The 20,590-nt window shown below is 45.9% G+C and carries 18 protein-coding genes and 1 pseudogene; 9 read left to right on the forward strand and 10 right to left on the reverse strand.

Going from position 1 to position 20,590, the window contains the following annotated elements; translation table 11 throughout:
* The 3 genes from IEW74_RS15730 to IEW74_RS15740 all read left to right on the forward strand — a co-directional run.
* The coding region (locus IEW74_RS15730) for an amino acid ABC transporter permease (protein ID WP_188666237.1) at positions 1–709 on the forward strand (709 nt) is incomplete at its 5' end.
* A 9-nt stretch (positions 710–718) separates the two neighbouring features.
* Positions 719–1,540: an amino acid ABC transporter ATP-binding protein gene (locus tag IEW74_RS15735; RefSeq protein ID WP_444545765.1), complete on the forward strand. Its 822-nt coding sequence runs from the start codon at positions 719–721 to the stop codon at positions 1,538–1,540.
* Between the two features lie 107 nt (positions 1,541–1,647).
* Entirely contained in the window at positions 1,648–3,858 is a 2,211-nt protein-coding gene (locus IEW74_RS15740; RefSeq protein ID WP_188666904.1) for a methyl-accepting chemotaxis protein, read from the forward strand.
* A 92-nt stretch (positions 3,859–3,950) separates the two neighbouring features.
* Here the strand turns inward: IEW74_RS15740 and IEW74_RS15745 are convergent, their stop codons facing one another.
* From IEW74_RS15745 to IEW74_RS15765, 5 genes are all read right to left on the reverse strand, one after another.
* Positions 3,951–4,481: a winged helix DNA-binding protein gene (locus IEW74_RS15745; RefSeq protein WP_188666907.1), complete on the reverse strand. Its 531-nt coding sequence runs from the start codon at positions 4,479–4,481 to the stop codon at positions 3,951–3,953.
* A gap of 93 nt (positions 4,482–4,574) precedes the next feature.
* The gene (locus tag IEW74_RS15750; RefSeq protein WP_188666909.1) at positions 4,575–5,453 is read right to left on the reverse strand and encodes a universal stress protein; all 879 of its coding nucleotides are present in this window, start codon (positions 5,451–5,453) and stop codon (positions 4,575–4,577) included.
* Positions 5,429–6,730, reverse strand: a complete 1,302-nt coding sequence (locus IEW74_RS15755; protein ID WP_188666910.1) for a TRAP transporter large permease — start codon at positions 6,728–6,730, stop codon at positions 5,429–5,431. The genes IEW74_RS15750 and IEW74_RS15755 overlap by 25 nt, the downstream gene beginning before the upstream one ends.
* Positions 6,730–7,278, reverse strand: a complete 549-nt coding sequence (locus IEW74_RS15760; RefSeq protein ID WP_188666911.1) for a TRAP transporter small permease — start codon at positions 7,276–7,278, stop codon at positions 6,730–6,732. Before IEW74_RS15760 ends, IEW74_RS15755 begins: the two co-directional genes overlap by 1 nt.
* Before the next feature lie 58 nt (positions 7,279–7,336).
* On the reverse strand, positions 7,337–8,311 hold the full coding sequence (locus IEW74_RS15765; protein WP_188666912.1) for a TRAP transporter substrate-binding protein: 975 nt from the start codon (positions 8,309–8,311) through the stop codon (positions 7,337–7,339).
* 120 nt (positions 8,312–8,431) lie between these two features.
* On the opposite strand from IEW74_RS15765, the gene pxpB reads away from it, so the two are divergent.
* The 3 genes from pxpB to IEW74_RS15780 are packed head-to-tail and all read left to right on the forward strand — an operon-like array spanning position 8,432 to position 11,041.
* Entirely contained in the window at positions 8,432–9,175 is a 744-nt protein-coding gene (gene pxpB / locus IEW74_RS15770; RefSeq protein ID WP_188666913.1) for a 5-oxoprolinase subunit PxpB, read from the forward strand.
* Entirely contained in the window at positions 9,175–10,266 is a 1,092-nt protein-coding gene (locus IEW74_RS15775) for a 5-oxoprolinase subunit C family protein (RefSeq protein ID WP_188666914.1), read from the forward strand. The genes pxpB and IEW74_RS15775 overlap by 1 nt, the downstream gene beginning before the upstream one ends.
* 1 nt (position 10,267) lies before the next feature.
* Complete coding sequence (locus IEW74_RS15780) at positions 10,268–11,041, forward strand: LamB/YcsF family protein (protein WP_188666916.1); 774 nt, start codon at positions 10,268–10,270, stop codon at positions 11,039–11,041.
* 5 nt (positions 11,042–11,046) lie between these two features.
* On the opposite strand, the gene IEW74_RS15785 is transcribed toward IEW74_RS15780, so the two are convergent.
* Positions 11,047–11,502 (reverse strand): Lrp/AsnC ligand binding domain-containing protein, encoded by a 456-nt coding sequence (locus IEW74_RS15785; RefSeq protein WP_188666918.1) that lies wholly within the window; start codon positions 11,500–11,502, stop codon positions 11,047–11,049.
* A 292-nt stretch (positions 11,503–11,794) separates the two neighbouring features.
* Between IEW74_RS15785 and putP the strand changes: the two genes are divergently transcribed.
* The 3 genes from putP (at position 11,795) to IEW74_RS15800 (ending at position 15,837) form a co-directional block, all read left to right on the forward strand.
* Entirely contained in the window at positions 11,795–13,261 is a 1,467-nt protein-coding gene (gene putP / locus IEW74_RS15790) for a sodium/proline symporter PutP (protein ID WP_188666920.1), read from the forward strand.
* A gap of 259 nt (positions 13,262–13,520) precedes the next feature.
* A complete protein-coding gene (locus tag IEW74_RS15795) occupies positions 13,521–14,129 on the forward strand; it encodes a hypothetical protein (protein ID WP_188666922.1) in 609 nt (202 codons plus the stop codon).
* A gap of 22 nt (positions 14,130–14,151) precedes the next feature.
* The gene (locus IEW74_RS15800) at positions 14,152–15,837 is read left to right on the forward strand and encodes a methyl-accepting chemotaxis protein (RefSeq protein WP_188666924.1); all 1,686 of its coding nucleotides are present in this window, start codon (positions 14,152–14,154) and stop codon (positions 15,835–15,837) included.
* Here the strand turns inward: IEW74_RS15800 and IEW74_RS15805 are convergent.
* The 4 genes and pseudogenes from IEW74_RS15805 to IEW74_RS15815 form a co-directional block, all read right to left on the reverse strand.
* Positions 15,834–18,950, reverse strand: coding sequence for an efflux RND transporter permease subunit (locus tag IEW74_RS15805; RefSeq protein WP_188666925.1), 3,117 nt, complete (start codon positions 18,948–18,950; stop codon positions 15,834–15,836). The two genes, IEW74_RS15800 and IEW74_RS15805, sit on opposite strands and share 4 nt — an antisense overlap.
* Positions 18,947–19,996 (reverse strand): efflux RND transporter periplasmic adaptor subunit, encoded by a 1,050-nt coding sequence (locus tag IEW74_RS15810; protein ID WP_188666926.1) that lies wholly within the window; start codon positions 19,994–19,996, stop codon positions 18,947–18,949. Before IEW74_RS15810 ends, IEW74_RS15805 begins: the two co-directional genes overlap by 4 nt.
* 82 nt (positions 19,997–20,078) lie before the next feature.
* A pseudogene (locus IEW74_RS17420) lies at positions 20,079–20,286 on the reverse strand (potassium transporter TrkG); the annotation flags it as partial.
* Positions 20,287–20,302: 16 nt separating this feature from the next.
* On the reverse strand, positions 20,303–20,590 hold a 288-nt coding region (locus tag IEW74_RS15815; RefSeq protein WP_308419108.1), incomplete at its 5' end, for a transposase.

A 20,590-nucleotide genomic window follows, 5' to 3' on the forward strand; every position in this document is an offset into this window, starting at 1 on the left:
GGTTCTGCCGATTATCGTCGGTGTGTTGTTGCTGGGTGGGGCTTTTGGCCTGAACCCTGTGGAAACCCACAAATGGGGCGGCTTGATGCTGACCTTGGTCCTGTCCTATGTCGGGATTGTGGCCGCCTTGCCGTTCGGGGTCATTCTTGCCTTGGGCCGGCGTTCGGAAATGCCGATGGTCAAGATGGTTTGTGTGACCTTTATCGAACTGTGGCGCGGTGTGCCGTTGATCTCGGTTCTGTTTATGGCGTCTGTGATGTTGCCTTTGTTCCTGCCGGAAGGCTGGGACTTTGAAAAACTGATGCGTGCCTTGATCGGGATTATTCTGTTCCAGTCGGCCTATATGGCGGAAGTTATTCGTGGTGGCCTGCAAGCCATTCCGAAAGGCCAGTTCGAGGCGGCGGCCTCGCTGGGGTTGGGCTATTGGCGTTCGATGGGGTTGATTATTCTGCCTCAAGCGTTGAAGCTGGTCATCCCCGGTATCGTCAACACGTTCATTGCCCTGTTTAAAGATACGACCTTGGTTTTGATTATCGGTTTGCTGGATATTCTGGCAACGGTGCAAGCCATGATTACCGACCCGACATGGCGGGGCGTATCGACTGAGGGGTACATTTTTGCAGCGTTCTGTTTCTGGGTTTTCTGTTTCGGGATGTCCCGTTACAGCCAAGCTTTGGAGCGCAAACTTCACACCGGACACAAACGCTAAGAGGAAGACATGACAAGAGATCCCGATGCAATTACAGATACCGTGCCCGAAGCGCAATTGCGCGCCGGTCGCAATCTAGAGCACGAAGTCGCACAGGAAGACGTTATCCAATTGATCAATATGAACAAATGGTATGGCGATTTCCATGTTTTGCGCGATATTAACCTGAACGTCCATAAGGGCGAACGGATCGTAATTTGTGGACCTTCCGGTTCCGGTAAATCCACGATGATCCGTTGTATCAACCGTCTGGAAGAACACCAGCAGGGCCAGATCATCGTGGATGGTGTGGAACTGACCAACGATCTTAAAAATATCGACAAGATCCGCCGCGAGGTGGGAATGTGCTTCCAGCACTTCAACCTGTTTCCGCATTTGACCATTCTGGAAAACTGTGTGCTGGCGCCGATGTGGGTGCGCAAAGAACCCCGCGCCGAAGCCGAAGCCCGTGCCATGCATTATCTGGAACGGGTTAAAATTCCGGAACAGGCCCTTAAATATCCGGGCCAGCTTTCCGGTGGTCAACAGCAACGTGTGGCGATTGCCCGCTCTTTGTGCATGCAGCCGAAAATCATGCTGTTTGACGAACCGACCTCGGCGCTTGATCCTGAAATGATCAAGGAAGTGCTGGATACAATGGTGCAACTGGCCGAAGAAGGCATGACCATGCTGTGTGTCACACACGAAATGGGCTTCGCCAAAACGGTCGCCGACCGCGTCATCTTCATGGCGGACGGACAGATCGTCGAAGAAAACGAACCCCACGCGTTCTTCAACAATCCACAGGAGCTAAGAACACAAGAGTTCCTAAGCCAGATTATCGGGCATTAAATAAAGATCGAGGCTGAAGAGTACCTTCAGCCTCGATTGTTTTTATTCATACTTTAGCGGGGAGGACAATAACCCTGCATGACAATAAAATAGGGATCTAGGTCGAGATGTATTGGACAATTCGTAAGATTTTGGCACTGATCGGTGTCTTTAGCACGGCAGTCATGATTACGACGCTGGTGTGGCTGAGTAATTCATATGAAAAGTTTTCGATAAAGAATTTCAATGACACGTCAGGTGAAATTGCTTCTTTTCTGGTCCGCCAATCCATAGCCGAACGTTATTATGAAGAACTCTTCCCGATTGTAGATAAGTGGTCACGTGACCGCGTGCTGGTTCAAGGGGCGCGCGAAGGGGATGCCAAGAAATTAACGATCGGCGCTGACGCAACTTATATGACACAGGAAGTCGTCAGTAAGACTGTAATGTTACAAGGTGTTCACGTTTTTGATAAGGAACTGAATAACATTACCTTTTCTTCTAAGGGTATTGAAGAAACGGTCTTAAGTCATCAAGCGATTATTGGGGAATTGCAAAAACGTGACAAGCAGGCGCAACGCAAGCCTGTTGCCTACACATGGAAAACAAAAGACGGTCATCCGGTTCATAGCTTGATCATGCCGATCGGTGGGTTCAAAGTTGCGGGATATGTCGAATTTATTACCGACCCCATTCCCCAGTTTGCCAATTTGGGAAGTGCGTTGTCCGGTGAAGTCAAGTTGTTGAATGCCAAGAAAGAAGTTCTTCTTGCCAGCCATCCGCAATTCGCAAAACCGGAAGGGGAAAACGAAGGGGAAACGGCGGAAAAAACTGTAAATTCCGGGCTTGAAACCTTATTTGTCGATGTGCCCGCATCGACGGGCGAAACATGGATGACGGTTTCGTTGACCCGTGATATCAGTGAATTTAAGAATAATCTTCTGGAAATCCGTAATCAGGCCATATCCCTTGTCTCAATTGCATTGTTGGGCTGTGCCATTGGGGGATGGTTATTGCTTCGATTTGCGGTTTTTGCCAAGCTTAGAAACTTCGCAAATGCCATGAAGGATTTAGGTGGGGGAAATACGCGCGTCGAAATTCCACCGACTGGAAATGATGAATTTCGTACAATGGCATCGGCGTTGGAAATGTTAAGGGAAAGTGTTCGTCAAGCTTATCGACGTCAACGTATTATTGAAAATAACGCATCCTGTATTGTCCTGTGCGATCTGGACGGAAATCTAAACTATTGCAATGTTGCAGCCCGTAATTTCTTACAGTATGCAGAAGATGAAGATGTGAGTAACAAGTCTGCCGATCTATTTGAACAAGGTGCGGCATTTATTGCTAAAATTTCAGATTCTGCCAATTTACCGTTCAAACAACAATTTATTTATAAAGATCGACATGTCGAAGTGGATGCACAGGCTGTTTTGAGCCAACACGGTGCCCATGTGAATACGATGCTGAGTTGGACCGATGTGACCCAGCAAAAACAGGAACGGGAATTCGCTGCAAAAATTATGGAAGAAGTCACCGCAGTTGCGCAGATTGTGGCGCAACAAGCACGAAGCTTGGAACATCTGTCTGAATCCTTAGGGACTCAATCTGAGGAGACGGTGACGCAAGCCCATCAGGCACAGGAAATTTCCGAACGCAATCGCCAAAGCGCGAGTAATGCATCGCAAACAGCAACATTGTTGAATACAAACTTTTCCGATATGGCGGAAAAATCCAATACCGCAAAAGAAACAGCCGAAACGGCGATTTCGGTTGCACAAACAGGTAATCGTGCCGTGGAAGAACTGGAAAGTTCCAGTTCTAAAATTGGTGAAGTGACCCGCATGATCAGTGATATTGCAGCCCAAACTCGTATGCTTGCCTTGAATGCGACAATTGAAGCGCAACGTGCTGGCGAAGCGGGCAAAGGATTTGCCGTTGTTGCCGATGAAGTCGGGCGTTTGGCGGGCTTAACATCAAATGCAACAGATGAAATCGCCCAGACAATTGCGGTGGTGCAAAATCAGGTTGTCGATGCCAAATCGGCTATTGAAGAAATTAATAACGTCATTTCACAAATCCATGACATTCAGTTCGAGGTTTCGTCTACGGTTTCGCAGCAGGAAAGTTTGACCGTTGAAATTTCGCAAAGTGTATTGGGGATTACCGATGGGTCTTCTGATATTGATCAGATTGTAAATACTGTTGGCAGTGAAGCGGAAAAAACCGGGCAGCTCTCGAACGATTTGCGTGGAACATCAAGTAAATTATCCGAAGAAGCGGCCAATTTACAAAGTAATATCGATAAATATCTTAAACATTTAGAAGGGAGTGAATAAGGCTCATTCCTTTATAAACATTAATGATGTGAGATTGTTAAGGGGCAGGAGAGTTTCAATTCTATAGGAAACTCCCCTGCAAAATTTCAGACTTATAAAGCACTCGCGGTTCGGGAAGCCTGATCATACAGGCCGGACATGCCGCGCAACAGAGTTGCAACGTCGGAGAGCTCCAGGCTGTTGTGTTCCACGGCTTTGTATGCACTGACAAGGCAACGCTCACGAATACGCCGATATTCAGAGCAGACATGCTGCCCTTCTTCCGTTGTGCTGTAAAAACGTTCTTTCCCACGTTTTTCCCCTTGAACATAACCAGCTTTCAGCAGTTTTTTGAGGGAATAATTCACGGTATGCTGATCTTCGATATTTAAAACGAAACAGATATCGACCAGCCTTTTTTCCTTGGCCCGATGATTAACGTTGTGAAGGACCAAGACATCCAAGGGGCTGAAATCATTTTCACCTACGGCAGTCATGCAACGGGTCATCCATCGGCTGAATGCATTAAAAGATATGATTAAGCCATATTCAAACTCACTTAACTGCCAGCCTTCTTCCGATGCAAGATGTTCGGAAGAAACGATGTGGCGGGAGTAGGGATAGTCTTCTTTTTTTTCAGTCACAAAAGTCTCCTGTTATATTTTATCTGTAATTTACGGGCGAAATAACGGTGTTACAAGGGATCTTTTGCTTATTTTTGCGACTGTTTATCTGTTTTAATGTGACATTAAAACGGGCAATGTTGTGTGTTTTACGATGGAACGTGTGGCACTCCCCAAGACCAGTTCGCGCCAACGCGAATGGGCATATGCCCCCATCACGATGATATCACTTTGATGTTCTTGTGCTTTTTCAAGAATGAGGCGACCAGAACGTTGTCCGTTGGCCTCAAGGACCTTATGCTGATTCTGCAATCCCATGTCAGAGAGTAAACTCGAGATTTCATCCGGTCGGGCAACGCTAAAAGGTCGACTTCCATCTTCGGTTTTTATTGTAACGATCTCAATGCTTTCAGCATTGGCAATAAAGGGAAGACTGTCGAAAAGGGCACGTGTACTTTCGCGTCCCCCATCCCATGCAATAGTGACCCGGTTAAAGGCTGGTTTTGCCTTGTAATCACGCGGAACCACAATGACAGGGCGACCACTGCCGATCAATAAATGGGAAAGGGCCGATTTTTCATCCTGCATTGCGCTTGAAGACGTGTCTGGTTGGCCTGTAATCACAAGATTGTAAAAACGGGCTTCTCGACGTAAGGCAATGGACGGTTTTTCATTTGCAATTTTGAAAGATGCCGTGATGTTGAAAGCGCTCAATGTTTGATCAAATCGTGCACGTGTCACAGCCGATGGCATACTGGCGAGATCAATATTTTTTTGAATGGCATTTGCCAATGCATCATCAAAAATTTTAAGGTCGGTTGGGTCTTGTCCGACAAAAAAACCTGTCAAATGTGCATGTAATTGGTCGGCAAGATGGGCTGCGTAAGTTGTCCAGTTGACGCAATGGGCATTGTCATCTTGATAGACCATGATTTTTGAGAATTTCATAATTTGCTCCACAACGGGCATCAGTTCATGTTGTTTGGCAGCCATGTGACGATTTCAGGAAAGACTGTAATCGCGCCAACGGCACCAATAAGAATGAGGAAAAACGGAAGGGCGGCTTTGGCAACAACCAAAATATTGCGCCCCGACAAGGATTGGATAACAAACAGGTTGAAGCCGACAGGCGGAGTGATTTGGGACATTTCGACCACGATCACAATGAAGATACCGAACCATAAGGGATCAATCCCGGCAGTTTCGATCATGGGGAGAATAACGGCGGTTGTTAAAACCACGACTGAAATACCATCAAGAAAACAGCCCATAACGATGAAGAAAAGGGTAAGGGCGCCCAGTAATTGATATTGACTTAACCCCATTTGACCGATCCAACTGGCAAGGCTGGCTGGAATGCCTGTAAAACCCATTGCGGTTGTTAAAAAAGCGGCGCCTGCCAAAATAAAGGCAATCATGCAGGATGTTCGGGTTGCGCTTAGGATACCATCAATGAAGCTTTCTTTTGTAAGGTCACCTGTTAATTTTGTGAGGCAAAGGGATAGAAAAACGCCAACGGCGGCTGCGTCTGTTGGTGAGGCAATGCCCATATAAATGGACCCGATAACCCCGGCAATTAGCAAGACCACGGGGCCGAGGTTTTTAATACTGTGAAAACGTTGCTTCCATGAGAAGCTTTCAGCAGTTTCAGGCATTTTGTGCTTATTGAGAAACGACCAAATCGCGACATAAGCCATAAACATAACGACGAGCATAATACCCGGCCCGACACCTGCAACAAAAAGGCGGGCAATGGATTGTTCAGTCGCAACACCATATACGATCAGAATAATGGAGGGCGGGATCAACAGGCCCAAGGTTGCGGACCCGGCGAGTGTCCCCAAAATCATTTTTTCGTCATAACCGCGACGCTTCAACTCGGGGATGGATATCTTCCCAATTGTTGCAGCTGTTGCCGCAGAAGACCCTGAAACTGCCGCAAAGATACCGCAGCCGATAATGTTGATATGCAGGAGTTTACCCGGCAAGTTCCCCATCCAGGGCTGAAGCCCTTCAAACATGTCATCTGACAAGCGCGACCTAAACAGAATATCCCCCATCCAGATAAAGAGAGGAAGCGCCGCAAGAGACCAAAGGTTACTGGCCCCCCAAATCGTAGAGGCCATTAAGGGACCTGTCTGTGATGTGGTGAAAACTTCCATTGCAATGGCAGCCACGGCCAGAAGGGAAATACCAACCCAGACGCCACTGCCCAGCAAGGTGAATAAAACAATTAAAATGATGAAAGCAGGCAGAAGAATATCACTCATTATTCTACCCCCAGATCGGCATTTTCAGCCTTAATGAAAAAATCTTTTTGCATAAGTGATGAAACGAAACCATCCAGCATGGAAACGCTCATTAATGTTGTTCCCAACGCGAGTGAAACTTGCGGGATCCAAATGGGAACAGCGATAAGTCCCGTGGAAAGGTCCCCGTATTCATAGGATTCAAGAACCAGTTCCCATGCGTAATAAGCCAGCCAGCCTGTTAAGGCTGTTCCGATGAGAAAGGACCAGATATCCGTGAGTTGTTGTCCTTTGGCACCTAAGCGTTGAATGAATAGGTTAACCCGAATATGTGTTCCGTGTCGAAGGGCATAAGGCAACGAGAGAAAAGATGCGCCTGCCAGCATGAACCCTGCAATTTCGGCATAAGAAGGGATTGTTAATCCAATTGCATGACCTGTCAGGGCCGAAGAAATAAAATCAATTAGATTTGCCCCGACTTGTAAAAGCACGATTAAGAAAATGCCAAACAGGAAAAGCGCGCCCAGCACACCGCCTATTACATAAAGTTTGTCGAGCATAGCCCTCATTTTGAAACCTCCGCATAGAACGATGGCGAAGGGACGTGCCCTTCGCCATCTGTCGTTATTATTTATTGTAAGTTGCCAGAATTTCCTGACCATCGGCACCGGATTCTTTTGCCCAGTCCGCTGTCATTTCGCTACCGGCTTTTTTCAAACCGTTAAGCAGTTCGGCTGTCGGTGTGGAGACCTTCATACCATTATCTTGCAAGATTTTAATTTTAGCGGCTGTTTCAGCCTGACTGGCTTCCCAACCACGTGTTTGGGCTGCTTTGGCAGCAGCGTCGATTGCTGATTTGGCGCTGTCAGATAATTTGTCATAGGCTTTTTGGTTTACAACAACGATGTTTTTCGGGATCCAGGCCTGTACATCAACAAAATTGGAAACGAAATCCCACGCTTTGGAGTTCGCACCCGTGGACGGGGAAGTGATCATTGCATCGACTTGACCTGTTGCAAAAGCTTGGGGGATGTCGGGAACCTCGACTTGAGTCGGAACCGCGCCGGACAGACGTGCTAAACGTTCAGTTAAGGCATTGTAGGCCCGCATTTTAACGCCTTTTAGGTCTTCCAAAGATTTAACTTCATTTTTTGTATAAAGACCTTGGGGCGGCCAAGGTACAGAAAATAAAACTTTCAGGCGTTGTTTCTGTAATTGTTTTTCGATAAGGGGGCGAGATGCATTCCAGAGACGTTCTGCATCCGCGTAATTTGTTGCGAGGAAAGGAATTGAATCGATGCCGAAGACCGGGTTTTCATTACTTAGACGAGAGAGGAAAAATTCACCAATCGGAACAAGTCCTTTGCGAACGGCATTTTTAATTTCCGGGTGTTTGACTAACGAGCCTGCGCTGTGAATTTTGATATCAAGTTCGCCATTTGTTGCCGTACGGACGTCATCGGCAAAGGTCTTGATATTGACGGTATGGAAATTACCGTCCGGGTACGGGGTCGGCATATTCCATACATCTTTCGCAGACGCTTGCCCGCCTAATGCAATAAGTGCTGCCGCAGCAAGTGCAAGCTTCGAGAATTTGAACATTTAAGTTACCTCCATATTATAACATCGTCATAACAATGATAAAATATTGACAAAATGTCAAAGAAATTTTAATTTTATATCACCGTTAAGATGGCAAGTATAATTTTATGAGGTTTTCTAATGGATTATCGGGTCTTGAATCTAGGTGATCGCGCTATAACTTTCGAGTTTGGCTCTGTTATATCCCGATGCGTAAACCATCATGTGCTCGGTGTGCATGCAAATTTAAAGGAATCGATATCCAATGGTCTCGTAAAAGGTATTATTGAAAGTGTGCCGACATTTCGATCATTGACAGTGCATTTTGATCCTACAGTTTTGTTCCCAGAGGAAGTGGTGAATTTGGTTGCCCCTTATATAGAAGAGGGCAATAGTGATTTAAATGCGACGACAAAATGGATTTTCCCCGTTTGTTATGGTGACCAATATGCACCTGACTTAAAGGAGGTTGCAGAAAGAACAGGACTGACAAAAGATGAAGTGATTTCCATTCATCAAGAAACGGTCTATGACGTCTTTATGTTAGGTTTTTTACCGGGGTTTGCGTTTATGGGACTGTTGGACGAACGTTTGCGTTTACCGCGCCGTTCCCAACCACGCACGGCGGTTCCGAAAGGCTCTCTTGCGATTGCAGATCAACTGACGGCTGTTTACCCTTCTGAAAGTCCGGGTGGTTGGCATTTGATTGGACGTATGCCGATTGATTTGTTTGATGCGAAACGTAAGGAACCTGTTTTGTTAAAAGCGGGTGATCAGGTTTGTTTTCGTCGCGTGTCCAAACAGGAATTTGAGAGCATTCAACAGGCATTGGCAATGGGGGAATATGATTATTCTTCTATCCGTCAGGAAAAAGAGGTCGCCTGATGAAGGGTGCTTTGGAAATAATCTCTCCCGGTTTCCAATCCTTTATTCAGGATAAAGGTCGAACCGGGTTCCAAGAATTCGGGATTCCCATCTGTGGCAGTGTGACATCACATTGGATGGAACTGGGGAACTGTTTGGTTGGCAATGATGCGGACGATGCCGGAATTGAATTTCGCGTTGTTGGTCCGACGCTAAAAGCCGTGGATAAGCCTGTTAAACTGGCTGTTTGCGCAAATGTGAAAATTGAAATTATTTCCGGTGGTCAGGCACAAGCACATACCCATAAAGTTTCTGGATGGCGTAGCTTTACGCTTAATCCTGATGAGGAAGCTAAAATTGGTGTATTGGAGCAAACCGTATCCGGTTTTATTGCCATATCCGGTGGTGTGGATGTCAAACCCGTAATGGGAAGTAAGTCTACGTATGTGCGCTCTGAACTTGGTGGTTTGGATGGTGGTTTCTTAAAACCCGGTGATCGTGTGAAACTAGGGGCGGATAGTGTCAAGTTGGCGGATGAGGCCGATAAACTTTTACCATCCCCTCCCGTTGGAACGGTTGAGCGGGTGCGCGTGGTGCTGGGTCCACAAGAAGATTTTTTTGAAGAAACTACGATAAATCAGTTTCTGAAAAACTATTACACGATTAGCAAACAATCCGACCGTATGGGCGCAAGACTGGAAGGAGGTTCTCTTCGTCATAAAAAAGACAAGGGAAGCCAGATTATTTCAGATGGTGTGGTCCCCGGTGCGATACAGGTACCGGGAAACGGGCAACCAATTGTCTTGTTAAACGATGGTCAAACGGTTGGGGGGTACCCCAAGATTGCAACGGTTATTTCGACTGACTTACACTTGATTGCAAATTCTTTGCCGGGTACAGAATTCTGTTTTGAGGCTGTATCTGCGCATGAAGCCTGCGTTATTGCAAGACAGGCACGCGAAGAATTGGAACGTATGAAACGCTCTATTGTTGCCGCGAGTGCCAATGGTTTTATCAATCTCAAAGCACTTTATGAAAGCAATCTAATTGGTGGTGTGGTTGATATGGGGTGTCCGGACCACTTTCCCGGCCACCTTGACGGAGATATTTAAAATGAAAATGATGAACCTGAATGCCGATCTTGGTGAAAGTTTTGGCGCATATACGATTGGCAATGATGCCCGGCTTTTAAAAGCTATTAAATCGGCAAATGTGGCTTGTGGCTTTCACGCGGGTGACCCTCTGGTCATGCAACAAACTGTATCGATGGCAATTGAAAATGGGGTTTCAATCGGGGCACATCCCGGTTTCCCGGACTTGCAAGGTTTTGGTCGACGCCCCATGCAGATGGCCTTAAATGATGTTTATGCGATGGTTGTTTATCAAATCGGTGCACTTTCTGCCGTTGCCGCATCACAAGGTGGCAAGGTGACACATGTGAAACCGCATGGTGCCTTGAATAATATGGCGTGTGAAGATGCGGACTTGTCTTCTGCTATTTGTCGTGCTGTTAAGGATGTTGATCGAAGTTTAATTTTTTTGGCACCGGCATTGTCGGAGCTTTCCCTTGCCGCGAAAAGGGCGGGGTTAAATGTGGCAGAGGAGATTTTTGCAGATCGGGCCTATACAGATAAGGGCGCCTTGGTGAACCGTAAGATTGAAGGGGCTGTGATCCATGATGCAGAAACATGTCTTAATCACGTGATGGAAATGGTGGAAAAGTCGGCTTTAATTTCAATTGATGGCAAAGTGTTGAAAACAGATATTCACAGTATTTGCGTGCATGGTGATACACCGAAAGCCTGTGATACGGCATCCTATGTGTTAAAGGGCCTTGAAAGTTATGGACTTAAGGTCTGTCCATTGGACCAAATGGATCTTTCTTGACGGTTTTAAAAGAGACTGTGGGCGATATCTTTCACGTCTTCCATAACGACGAATGTGCTGGTTTGTTGCACAAAGGGTAGTCTTGAAATTTTTTCACCCAGGACCGTTCTGTAGGTTTCAATATTGGCTGTACGTACTTTTAACAGATAGTCAAAATCCGCAGCAATCATATGGCATTGTTCGATTTCTGTTATTTCTCGCACGGCATCGTTAAAGGCTTCAAGTGCATTGGATCGGGTATCAGTGAGGGAGACTTTGACAAAGGCAACGTGTTTTGCCCCAAGCTTTCCCTGATCAAGGATAGCCATATATCCTTTGATGTATTTCATATCCTCCAGTTTACGCATTCGGACTTGGCAGGGAGTTTTGGAAAGCCCGACACGATTTGCCAGTTCCGTAACGGTTATGCGACCATTGCGCTGTAATTCTCTTAGGATTGACAAGTCAAATTTGTCTAACATGATAACGTCCCAACAGTTCTTGAGGTATTTAGAGTCTGCCCTAGTTTATAATTCTTAAATATTATAGCTTATAAAGTATATATCCTTATTATTGGCTCTTAAAAAGTTAAAAATACTAAAAAAATCTAAAAAATAGAGATATGAACTTGTCTCAAACTGTTAGTCTTGGCGGCTGTTGCACATGAGCAGCGTTATCTTCGGGGATAAAAGGAGGGATGACGCCAGAGGGCCGGATACAAAGGCCGGATGATGTAAAGCATATAAATACAGTTTAATAAGGGTTTATATCTGAATGATCACTTTTACTTTCATTATATATTTGGTTTTGATGCTGGGGATTGGCTTGTACGCTTATCGCCGTACACAAGACTTGTCTGACTATATTCTCGGTGGGCGTAATCTTGGCCCCTTACCCAGCGCCTTAAGTGCGGGTGCTTCTGACATGAGTGGCTGGTTGCTAATGGGTTTACCCGGTTATGCGATGGCGGCTGGCTTTGGTTCTTTCTGGCTTGCGGGTGGTTTGCTGGTTGGCACATGGCTTAACTGGCTCTTGGTGGCTCAGCGTTTGCGTGTTTATTCATTTCGTGCAGACAACTCTTTGACCTTACCAGCATTCTTTGAAAAGCGTTTTGAAGATGCAGGGCATGGTTTACGCGTGGTTTCCGCCATTTTCATCCTTATCTTCTTCTTGTTTTATACAAGCTCAGGCCTTGTTGCTGGGGGGAAACTTTTTGAAACGGTTTTTGGATTTCAATATGAAATTGCCGTTATCATAGGGGCCGTTGCGGTTATTTCTTACACGATGTTCGGTGGGTTCCTTGCTGTTTCGTGGACGGATGTCGTGCAAGGGCTTTTGATGGTAGGTGCCTTGCTGATCGTTCCATTGGTGGCAATGGGGGAAATTGGTGGCTTGAGTGGCACTTTGTCGGCGATTGAGGCTAAAAACCCTGAACTTCTGAATATGTTCACGGAAGCAGATGGTTCTTCTATTACGCTCATCGGTACGCTTTCGCTTTTGGGGTGGGGGCTTGGTTATTTTGGTCAGCCGCACGTTTTAGCCCGCTTTAAAGGGATCAAAAGTAAAGACGCTGTACCGTCTGCGCGCCGAATTGCCGTTCTTTGGACAGGGGTATCCATGATTGGTGCCTGTTTAATTGGTCTGGTGGCGATTGGTTATTTACCTGATGGACTAGGCGATAGCGAGACTGTCTTTATGGTTCTGGTAGACGCAATTTTCCATCCTGTCGTTGCCGGTATTTTGCTGGCGGCTATTCTCGCGGCGATTATGAGTACGGCTGACTCTCAGCTTCTCGTTTCCTCTTCCGCTTTGGCCGAAGATTTTTATAAAGCGTTGTTTAACAAAGAAGCGTCTCAAGAAAAACTAGTTATGGTAGGGCGCTTGGCCGTTGTTGGTATCGCCATTATTGCGACAGCGTTGGCAATGGACAAAGATTCAAAAGTCCTCGCACTTGTTTCTTATGCCTGGGCCGGGTTCGGTGCGGCATTTGGTCCCGCGCTCATTCTTTCCCTTTATTGGAAGAAAATGACGAAAGCAGGCGCCTATGCAGGTATCATCGTCGGCGGTGTCACGGTTGTTGTATGGAAGCAACTTTCTGGTGGCTGGTTTGACCTTTATGAGATTATCCCCGGGATTGTATTCTCTTTCCTTGCGATTTTAATTGTCTCCAAGATCAGCACGCCGCCGTCTGACAATGTTCAGACTCTCTTTGATGAAGTTGAAGCCGAGGTTAAATCGTAAGATTAAGATCCTTTGGTTCGATTAACTTCATTGCCAATAACTTGAAAGCCCGTCCTTTGACCTGAGGACGGGCTTTTTATTGCTTAATTACCTAAAGATTTTAAAATTTTATATGTTACGCCTAATGAGTGTAAAAATATTTAAAATAATATCTCTATAGTAGGTTTTTTTATATTCAAAAATCTTTTTTTAATATGTGCTAATGTTGACATTGCGGTTCTTCTTACTCAAGTATGAGTATATCGGGAGGAATAATTCTATGAAAATGCAGCGCAATATATTCAGACTTGTTCTTGTTTTATCATTTTTTGTGTTCGGGGAAGTGTTCGCTCAGCCCGCATCGCCACCTACGTCTATATTGGATCAGGAAGCCATTTCACAGATTAAAGAGTGGTTGAAAAACCCCGTTGTGGAAATGTCGATCAGTGCACAAAACAAGCATTATGAAACTTTACCTCAAGAAGAAGTTGATAAACTGGACAAACAATGGCGTGCGGAACGCAAAAGTGATGATCAGCCACTTATAGCCGCAACATTGAGCAGCCCTTTATCAAGCTATCTAACGCAAATTCAGGCCGCATCAGGCGGTTTGTTTACCGAGATATTCATTATGGATGCAAAAGGGTTGAATGTGGGGCAAAGTTCCATCACATCCGACTTTTGGCAAGGCGATGAAGGCAAGTTTCAGAAAACATTTCCCAATGGGGCTACTGCTGTGTTCATAGATGAACCGGAATTTCATGAGGACAGTCAGACCTGGCGCACGCAAGTTAATTTGACCGTAACCGGGGGAGATCAGAAACCGATCGGTGCGGTAACGGTTGAGTATAACCTGACGGAACTGGCACGTCGTCGCGGCATGCTTTAAGTGATGAGAAGAGGAACATGATATGCAATTCTTACGACATATGAAAATCGCTAAAAAGCTGACCTTAAGTTTCTCAATTCTCATTGTTGTTACGGTCCTGATGGCCATTATTTCGTTTTCAGCGATTAATGATATCAAGTCCGCAGATTACGAGAGTGAAAATGCCCATGAAATGGAAACAACTTATCAATTATATCAACAGGCCTTTTCAGAACAACGTCAGGGACTTTTGTATTATTTATTGACAGGTGATCGTGCGGGCCTAAAGAAATTTAACGACTTTGGTGTTGTTGTGACCAAGCACTTCAAGCACCTGAAGGCGTTAGCGAAAAGCTCAAAGGCCGTGGATGAACAAGTCAACAAATTAGGCGAATATTATGGTGAGTGGGTGACGCTTTATGCCTCGGAACAAATTCGTTTGATGAGGAACTATCTTACCGTCAATCAAGCCCGCGCAGTTGAAGTAACGGGGTTGCCGCAGGAGGTTATTTCTAATTTTGATCTCACCGCACAAGGGCTTTCACAAAATCTAATGAAGATTGCAAAAGAGGCACTGGTGACCAAAGACGCGGCAATGACGCGTTTTTCAACAACCATTATAGTTTCTGTCGGGTTGTTGATTGTTGCCGCTATTTTCTTTGGTATTGTTCTGACGCGTGTCATTGCCGGACCGATAGGACGCATGACGAATGTCATGGGCGATTTGGCTGCGGGGCAATTGGATACGGTTGTCAACGGGGCTGATCGCCGAGATGAAATCGGTGGTATGGCAAAAGCGGTTGAAGTCTTCAAACAAAATGCCATTGAACAGCGTGAACTGCAAGCCAAGGACGCGGAACTGCAGGAGCAGGAACGTCGCCGCCATGAAAAACTGGAAGAACTTGCCAAGAATTTTGATGAGAAAATGAGAATTGGCCTTGATATCGTAAGCCGTTCTGTTGCCGAGGTGATGGCGTCTGCATCCACAATGGCAGGAAATGCGGTTGAGACAGGTGCCCTGTCCCAAGATGCATCAACGGCGATTGAAGAGGCCAGTGCCAATATTCAGACGGTTTCTGCGGCATCGACAGAACTGTCTTCCTCTATTGATGAAATTTCAAGACAGATGTCGCAAGCCTCTGAAGTGTCACGTGCCGCCGTTTCAGAAGTTGAAATGGTGAACTCAAGGGTTGTGGCATTGAACGAAGCAGCTGTCAGTATTGGCCAAGTTGTTCAGATTATCAGTGATATTGCAGAACAGACAAATCTGCTGGCTTTGAATGCAACGATTGAGTCAGCACGTGCCGGTGAAGCAGGTAAAGGATTTGCTGTTGTTGCCAGTGAAGTTAAAAATCTTGCAACGCAAACCGGACAGGCAACGGATGAAATTAGTCGTAAGATTGATGAAATTCAACGTGAAACCGGATCTGCGGCGGATGCTGTTCTTGGTATCGGCGAAACCATTCGCAGAATTGATGAACTGACAGCGGTTGTGGCGGCCGCAGTGGAACAACAAGGGGCGGCAACCAGTGAAATTGCGCGCAATGTCGATGAAGCCGCCCAAGGAGCAAACGAGGTCTCTCATGTTGTACTCTCTGTTGCGAAAGCGGCGGAAGAGACAGGAAAACTCGCAGAAGGTCAACAGATGACGGTATCTGATTTAGGGAATAATAATGACGGCTTGAGGAATGATATCAGTAATTTCTTAAGTGCAGTCCAACAAATTTAAACAGCTTGATCCTCTTGTCGCAGTTCTTCTTCCAGTGCTTTTTTTACGGATGATCTGGGTTGAGAAAAACCTGCAAGAAGGCTGTACAAGACGGGTGTTAGAAACAAAGTCAGGAAGAGAGCAAGACCCAATCCGCCTACGATAACCCAACCGATTGCAATACGGCTTTCTGCACCGGCCCCTGTTGCAATCACCAAAGGTACGGCACCAAGAATGGTTGAGATTACTGTCATAATAATGGGGCGAAAACGCAAAATTGCGGCTTCTTTCACAGCTTCCCTAACATTCATTCCTTCATCGCGCAATTGGTTGGCAAATTCAACGATTAAGATACCGTTTTTTGCCATGAGCCCAACCAGTAGCAGGATTCCGATCTGGCTGTAAACGTTTAAGGATAAACCAGCCAGCATCATGGTGTAAACAGCCCCGGCAATCGCAAGGGGAACAGACAGCATAATGACGAGAGGGTGAATAAAGCTTTCAAATTGGGCTGCTAAAACCAAGAAGACAATAACCAGTGCCAATATGAAAACAGTTTGGATGCCGCCTGATGTATCTTTAAAAGTTGCGGATTGCCCGGCATACCCAATTTTTGCATTAACGGGCAGAAGCTCCTGTGCTGCCTCTTCCATATAGCTGACAGCTTGTCCGAGCGTGTAATCCGGTGCGAGGGCGGCCTGAATAGTGATGGAGGGCAAACGGCCATAACGACGTAATTCAGCTGAGGCTGCCGTTTCTTTTGCTTGTACGAGTGCCCCGATAGGAACCAATGCCGAGGGATTGGTTTTATCTGGGCGGATAAAGACATTTTCCAAACTGTTGTAAGTTTTTCGGTCTTCCGGCTGGATTTGGGCAACAACAGAATATTCACGTCCTCGGTCTACGTAGGTGCTGATTTCTTTCGAGGCAAACATAACCTGAAGGGTTGTGGCGATTTCCTGAGCATCAATCCCCAGATCATATGCCCGTTGCCGGTCAAACTGGATGTCCAGTTGCGGTTGGTTTTCTTCATAATCCATTTCTGGATTGACCAGACCTTCATTTAGTTTTGCTTGTTCTAATAAAATATTGGCCCATTGTTTCACTTGGTCGAAATCTGTTCCGCCAACGACGATGCGTAAAGGCGTGGAGTTCCCCCGTAAACCCAAGCCTGCAGGGCTGGAAACCGAGGCACGCGCACCCGGTAAATCTTTTACTTGTGGACGTACACTGTTAACGATTTGATCCTGAGTTTGGTCACGTTCGTCCCAAGGGGCCAAGCGCATGACGACAAAACCACGATAGGGGCGGTTCCCCCAGCCAATAATTGTGTAAACGGATCGGATATTGCCCTTTTCAACCTGTGGGGCGAGCATCTGTTCAACCTGTATTGCCTGCTCGTCCGTATAGGAAAGGGAGGATCCTTGTGGCGCTGTCATCGGAACAAAGGCGACGCCGCGATCTTCGCGTGGGGCAAGTTCCCGGGGCAATTCATTGTATATGCCGATGGCACCTAGACTGAAAATCAAACAAACGGCAAGGATGAGATATGGGTATTGTAGGGCTTTTTCTAGAAGGTTTCGATATATTCTGCCGATCATTGATTGGGCGAGAAGGTGGTCGTCATCTATAATCCCATCGGCAATTTCAGATTTTTTGGGCGCTTTAATAAGGCGCGATGCCATCATGGGGCATAAACTCAGGGCGACATAGGTGGAAATAGCAACCGCAGCGACCATAATCAGCCCAAATTCACTGAAAAGACGACCAACCTGTCCGCCTAAAAAGGAAATTGGAATGAAGACTGCGACCAATGTGACCGAGGTTGCCAAGACGGCAAAGGTGACTTGCTGAGTACCGCGCATGGCAGCGACAATTGGTGTTTCGCCCCCATCAATGCGTCGTTTAATATTTTCCAGAACAACAATGGCATCATCAACAACCAGACCGATTGCCAAAAGCAGGGCAAGTAAGGTTAGAACGTTGATCGAAAAACCAAAGAGCGCGATTAAGGCAAGGCAACCGATTAAGGCGACTGGAATAGTGACAACAGGGACAAGGGTTGTACGCAAGGACCGCAGAAACAGCAGGATAACCATAACAACGAGGGTGAGCGATATAATAAGGGCCGTGATGACCTCTTCGATTGAGGCTGAAATAAACAATGCATCATCAGAGCCGACAATGACTTCCATCCCCTGAGGCAGATTGTCTTTCAGGCTCTCAACTTTTTGGCGGACTAATTGTGAAATGGCCATTGTATTGGCCTGACTTTGGCGGATAACCTGAAGCCCGACCGCCGGTTTCCCGTTGGCACGTAGGATCAGATCATCACTTTCGACCCCTTGTTCAATTTTTGCGACATCGCGTAGTCGTACGGAGTAGCCATTTACTTTACCAAGGATGATGTTTTGAAATTGTTCAGGTGTGGAAAGACGTGCATTTAGACGAAGTTCAAGCAAGCGGTTTTGTGATTTGATTTCCCCGGCCGGAAGCTCGATATTATTTCGTTCTATCGCATTTTCAATGTCGCTGACGGTTACGTTGCGCGCGGCCATCGCCCGTCTGTCCAGCCATACGCGGATGGCGTAACGGCGTTCCCCCCTGATATCCACGCTGGCAACACCTTCCAAAGTGGATAAATGATCAATGATATAGCGTTCGACATAATCCGTAATTTCTTCTGGTTTATGGCGGTCTGATACAACGGCAAGGCGCATGACCGGATCGGCATCGCTGTCGCTTTTTACAATAGCCGGTTCATCGACGCCTTCTGGAAGTTTAGAACGAATACGGCCAACTGCATCCCGAATGTCATTTGCGGCTTCGTCAATATCACGCCCTGTCTCAAACTCAATGACGGTTCTGGCGCGTCCACGGCGGCTTTCCGATTGGATTGTTTTAACACCGGAGACACCGGAAATTGAACTTTCAATCACTTCGGTAATATCGGTATCCACAATTTTGGGTGAAGCACCGGTGTAATATGTCGTAATTGTGATAACGGCTGTATCTACATCGGGGAGTTCCCGAATGGGGATCGAAAAAACGGAAGCAATGCCTGCGGTGATGATAAGCAGGCTGGAGACAATTGCAAGAACGGGGCGCCGAATTGAAAGCTCAGAAAGTGTCATTGGGTCACCTTTATGGAACTTTCATTTAGGATGTTTAACAAACTACCGTCTTTTACTTTTTGAATGCCACGTGTGATGACCAATTGGTTTTCGTCTAAGCCTTCCAAAACTTCGACCCAACCGAACGCACGTCGACCTAACTTAATGGAGGTCTTGACTGATTTTGGGTTTGTATCCTCTGCATTGACGGCAAAAACATAATTTTGTGCCCCGTCAATAATAACGGCTTCTTCAGGAATGCTCAGGACATCGCTGGCTTCCAGAATGAGGCTCAGTCTTAAAAACATGCCTGCGGGCAACTTGCCGTCTTCATTTTCAATGACCGCACGGACCTTGAATGAACGGGAATCTGCATTTACCCGCGTATCAATCGCTTCGACTTTGCCTTTGAATGTCTGTTTTTCAAAGGCCGCTGCTTCCGCCAAAATAACTGTTCCAATATGAATTTTTGCATAAAGTGTTTCAGGTAAAAAGAATTCGACTTTTACAGTTGAAAGATCATCCAGCAAAGCAATCGTTTGATCTTCTTTGATGTGGCTACCAATTTCGATATCAGAAAAGCCAATACGACCGGAAAAAGGGGCTTTGATAGTTCGATCTTGCAAACGACGCGCGGCACGTTCGCGTTCAGCTCTTGCAATTTCAACTTCGGATTCAAGCTTATCGACCATAGAAACGGCAACGGCGTCTCTTTTGCGTAATGATTTTGATCGTTCCAGTGAGCGTTGTGCTTCTTTTAATTTAGCTTGAGATTCAGCAAGATCGGCACGTTCTATCTCATTGTCCAATTCCAGTAAGACATCGTTTTGATTTACAAATTGGCTGTCGATGAAGGTGATTTTTCGAACAATTCCTTCACTGATGGCCATAATTTTAACGCTTCGATTGGCCTTGGTTGTACCAACAGCTTCGACAATTGTTTCAATGTTGCGATATTTTGTGGGTGCGGTCTCGACAGTAATCCCGGCATCTTCTGCAGCGGACGTAAAAGAAACAGTGCTTTGAATAAGAAAAGCAAGTAAGGTAAAAACAACTGTTTTGATCATAGAAATCATTTGAAAACTTTTCGATAGCGTTAATTTGTAGAAAAACTATGTTATTTTGTTGCCTACCGCTAGTAAATAAATCAAATGCCTTTATCAATAAAACGATCATTGTCACGTATTCCAATCGCCCTAAAATCATTCCAATATTAAGGATCCATTTTGCAGAGTCTGGTAAAAGACTGGAAATTTCCGGCTGGTCCGATAATTGATCCCAATCCCGGACCAATGTTTGAAAGGGCAGTTGCCGCACCACTCAGGGCCGTTACAAAATCAAGTCCTGTAAAGCTCAGGCCGGTTTAAATAACGTCAATTCGGGATAAGGAATGTTGTCGGCAAGCCTTTCAGTGAACATGCAGGTTTCCTCGGTTTCAAAACATATGCAGCCAATCCTGCAAGCAGATTGATGAAGAAATGATCTGTTTTTCTGTGTCTTGAATGTTCAATCTGGCAAATTTCTTTCAGTTGTCCGATAACAAATTCGACAATCGCCCGTTTGGACAGGAACCATTTCTGGAAAGAAGTATGATTGGCTGGTTTCATTTTCTTTCGGTGTTTTGTAATGAACTCAACCCCTTGTTCTGACAAATCTTGCGT

This window comes from Terasakiella brassicae (genome assembly GCF_014641495.1).
GTDB lineage: Bacteria > Pseudomonadota > Alphaproteobacteria > Rhodospirillales > Terasakiellaceae > Terasakiella > Terasakiella brassicae.

What these genes read in the sequence shown, in the direction of transcription:
- IEW74_RS15785 (WP_188666918.1), bottom strand. Translation starts at nt 11,502, where the DNA reads ATGTTAGACAAATTTGACTTGTCAATCCTAAGAGAATTACAGCGCAAT.
- IEW74_RS15750 (WP_188666909.1), bottom strand. Translation starts at nt 5,453, where the DNA reads ATGGCTGCCAAACAACATGAACTGATGCCCGTTGTGGAGCAAATTATG.
- IEW74_RS15780 (WP_188666916.1), top strand. Translation starts at nt 10,268, where the DNA reads ATGAAAATGATGAACCTGAATGCCGATCTTGGTGAAAGTTTTGGCGCA.
- IEW74_RS15740 (WP_188666904.1), top strand. Translation starts at nt 1,648, where the DNA reads ATGTATTGGACAATTCGTAAGATTTTGGCACTGATCGGTGTCTTTAGC.
- IEW74_RS15765 (WP_188666912.1), bottom strand. Translation starts at nt 8,311, where the DNA reads ATGTTCAAATTCTCGAAGCTTGCACTTGCTGCGGCAGCACTTATTGCA.
- pxpB (WP_188666913.1), top strand. Translation starts at nt 8,432, where the DNA reads ATGGATTATCGGGTCTTGAATCTAGGTGATCGCGCTATAACTTTCGAG.
- IEW74_RS15755 (WP_188666910.1), bottom strand. Translation starts at nt 6,730, where the DNA reads ATGAGTGATATTCTTCTGCCTGCTTTCATCATTTTAATTGTTTTATTC.
- IEW74_RS15775 (WP_188666914.1), top strand. Translation starts at nt 9,175, where the DNA reads ATGAAGGGTGCTTTGGAAATAATCTCTCCCGGTTTCCAATCCTTTATT.
- IEW74_RS15760 (WP_188666911.1), bottom strand. Translation starts at nt 7,278, where the DNA reads ATGAGGGCTATGCTCGACAAACTTTATGTAATAGGCGGTGTGCTGGGC.
- IEW74_RS15735 (WP_444545765.1), top strand. Translation starts at nt 719, where the DNA reads ATGACAAGAGATCCCGATGCAATTACAGATACCGTGCCCGAAGCGCAA.
- IEW74_RS15795 (WP_188666922.1), top strand. Translation starts at nt 13,521, where the DNA reads ATGAAAATGCAGCGCAATATATTCAGACTTGTTCTTGTTTTATCATTT.
- IEW74_RS15800 (WP_188666924.1), top strand. Translation starts at nt 14,152, where the DNA reads ATGCAATTCTTACGACATATGAAAATCGCTAAAAAGCTGACCTTAAGT.
- putP (WP_188666920.1), top strand. Translation starts at nt 11,795, where the DNA reads ATGATCACTTTTACTTTCATTATATATTTGGTTTTGATGCTGGGGATT.
- IEW74_RS15810 (WP_188666926.1), bottom strand. Translation starts at nt 19,996, where the DNA reads ATGATCAAAACAGTTGTTTTTACCTTACTTGCTTTTCTTATTCAAAGC.
- IEW74_RS15805 (WP_188666925.1), bottom strand. Translation starts at nt 18,950, where the DNA reads ATGACACTTTCTGAGCTTTCAATTCGGCGCCCCGTTCTTGCAATTGTC.